Source organism: Stenotrophomonas sp. 2YAF22 (assembly GCF_052114665.1).
In the GTDB taxonomy this organism is placed as follows: domain Bacteria; phylum Pseudomonadota; class Gammaproteobacteria; order Xanthomonadales; family Xanthomonadaceae; genus Stenotrophomonas; species Stenotrophomonas indicatrix.
Genome location: NZ_JBFRFE010000600.1, coordinates 1 through 2,700 on the forward strand (window position 1 = coordinate 1; position 2,700 = coordinate 2,700).

Annotated in this window: 2 protein-coding genes and 1 pseudogene; all 3 read right to left on the minus strand. The window is 68.5% G+C overall.

What is annotated here, in order from left to right; translation table 11 throughout:
• Positions 1-126: 126 nt before the first annotated feature.
• Positions 127-1,578: an OprO/OprP family phosphate-selective porin gene (locus AB4Y84_RS18745; RefSeq protein WP_442243533.1), complete on the minus strand. Its 1,452-nt coding sequence runs from the start codon at positions 1,576-1,578 to the stop codon at positions 127-129.
• A 134-nt stretch (positions 1,579-1,712) separates the two neighbouring features.
• Positions 1,713-2,489: an ABC transporter permease gene (locus tag AB4Y84_RS18750; RefSeq protein WP_367785173.1), complete on the minus strand. Its 777-nt coding sequence runs from the start codon at positions 2,487-2,489 to the stop codon at positions 1,713-1,715.
• Positions 2,473-2,700: pseudogene (locus AB4Y84_RS18755) on the minus strand (ABC transporter ATP-binding protein); the annotation flags it as partial. The gene AB4Y84_RS18750 and the pseudogene AB4Y84_RS18755, both read right to left, overlap by 17 nt.

Genomic DNA, 2,700 nt, shown 5'->3' on the forward strand with positions numbered 1-2,700 from the left:
GCGCTGCGCCGCGAAGGCGAGCATGTCAGCGCGCTCGACTTCCTGCGGGTCGGCGCGCTGGTGATGCCGCCCGCGCTGATCGGGGCGTTGCTGCTGCTCTGATCAGGGCGCGGGCGCAGTGCTGGCCTAGAACGCCACCTGCAGGCGGGTGTTGAAGGTGGTGCCTTCGTCCTTCCCTGGCCCGGTGCCGCTGCGGTTGTTCGTCTGCCAGCGGATGGCCTCGAACATCACGCGACTGAAATCGTTGAGGTACCAGTTCGTGCCCAGCGTCCACGCGTGGCCGGTACCGCCGCTGGGCAGTTCGGCGTAATCCACGTCTTCATAGCGTGCCTTCAGCTCCCAAGCGCCCCTGCCGCCGCGCGTGACCGGGTCGGCCACCTTCGCCCGGCCCCAGGTGCCGGCCTTGCCCGAATAGGCTGGCATGGCACCGGTCAGGAACCAGCCGGCCGAGACGGCCCAGGCCTGGTGGTCAAGGTCGTAGCGACCGCTGGCATCGGCGCCACGCAGGTTGCGCGTGCCCCACTCGCCCGTCGCCCAGGCCGGGCCGAAGAAGCCCGCCAGCTCCGCGCCATAGCCGGTGCTGCGCTCGGCGCCCAGCAGCGCGCCCGGGGTGATCTTGACCAGATCGTTGAAATGCCCGGCGATGGCCGAGCTGCGCACCACGCTGCTGGCGCCGGCGGCGATCTCCTCGTGGAAGGCCCATGCGCCCAGATGCACCGTCGCGGTGGAGCTCTCGATTGGGTTCCAGTGCACGCGCGTGGCCCAGGTCTGGCTGTCGTTGTCGGTGCCGGCGTTGTTGAGGTCATTGCCCGCCACCGAAAGGCTGGCGTGCCAGCCCTTGCCGTACACGCGCTCGGTAAGGCCGACACCGAACAGCCCGCGCTGCGGCAGCATCAAGGTGCCCACCACGTTGCGGTCCTGGAAGGGCGTGTTGGAGGTGCTGCTGGAGCCGTCGATGCCGCGATCGTTCAGGCGGTTGCCGACGGTGAGGTCTGCAGGCAGGCCGAACAGGCGGTGATCGACGGTGGCATAGACCGATTTCCAGGCCACGTCGTTGTCGGCGAAATCGCCTTCCACGGCCCAGCCGAGAATGCCGTAACGTCCTTCGGCGCCCAGGCGCACCGAACGGATTTCGGTGCCGGAGAGGTTGCGATCGTTCACCGCGGAGCGGTCGGTGCTGGAGGCATCAACAAACAGGCGACCGCGCGGCCGGAAGGTGACGTTGCCGTCGGCGCTGCTGAACTCCGGCGCGCCCTTCGACCAGGACACCTTGGGCTGTTTCGACTGGCCCGATTCCAGCGCGGCCACCCGGGTTTCCAGCGCAGCCGCAGCCGCAGGCGTTGCCGTCGCCGTTGCCGAAGATGGGGCTGCAGTGCCCTGCCCGCCCTCGACAGCGCGCAGGCGCGCCTCCAGCTGCTGGATCTGCACGGCCTGCTGCTGCACCAGTTGCGAGAGCTGGGCATGGCTCAGTGGCGCAGGCGGTGACGACGTGGACTGGGCGCCGGCATGGCCACTGGTCAACAGCAGGCCAAGCGCGACCGACAGCGCTGCCGGCGGCAGCACGGTGGAATGGTTCATGGTCTTTCTCTCCGGCCAGCCGGCCCCCTGGCCTGGCGCTGGCCTGTTGCGGTGGTGCGGGGGAAGATCGGGGAAGGAGGCGCGCGCCGCCGGATCAGCCCGGCGGCGCGGCAAGCGGGCTCAGGCGGCCGCGCTCAGCTGGTGGCCTGCGTCTGCGCGTTCGGGCGCCAGGTGATCATCTTGTTCTCGACCACATCCAGCAATGCGTCGATGACCAGCACGAAAGCGGCCAGGATGATGATGCCGGCGAACACGCCCACGGCATTGAAGTTGCCCTCGGCCTGGGCGATCAGGTAGCCCAGCCCTGCCGAGGCACCGAGGTACTCGCCGATGATCGCGCCGACCACGGCGAAACCGACCGAGGTGCGCAGCGAGGACAGGATCCAGCTGGCCGCCGCCGGGAAGTACACGTGGCGCAGCAGGTCGCTGCGGCCTGCGCCGAGGATGCGGGCGTTGGCCAGCACCACCGGGTTCACTTCGCGCACGCCCTGCATGGCGTTGAAGAAGGTGGTGAAGAACACCAGCGTGACCGCCAGCGCCACCTTCGACCACAGCCCCAGGCCCAGCCACAACACGAAGATCGGCGCCAGCACCACGCGCGGAATCGCATTGAAGCCCTTGATGAAGGGGTCCAGGATGCGTGCCGAACGGCGGCTCAGGCCGAGCCAAACGCCGCCTGCCACGCCCAGCCCGGTGCCGATGATGTAGCCCAGCGCGGTTTCGGTCAGGGTGATGTAGACGTGCTGGTAGAACGAGGTATCCGACAGCCAGGTCCAGGCCTGCTGCACGATCGCCGTTGGCGAGGGGAAGAAGAACGGATCGATCACGCCCAGCGCGATGCCGCCCTCCCAGCCGCCGAACACGGCGACCACCAGGGCCAGCTGGATGAATTTGTCAGTCTTGGCGTGCATAGCTCTTCTCCACTTCGCCGCGCAGGCAGGCCCAGATGTCGCGGTACAGGTCGGTGAATCGTTCGTCCAGCTTGATTTCGGCCACGTTGCGCGGCCGCTCCAGGTCCACGTCGAAGCTGCGCACGACGCGGCTGGCGGGGCCGGAGGACAGCACGACCACGCGGTCACCCAGCGCGATGGCCTCTTCCAGGTCATGGGTGATGAGGATCAC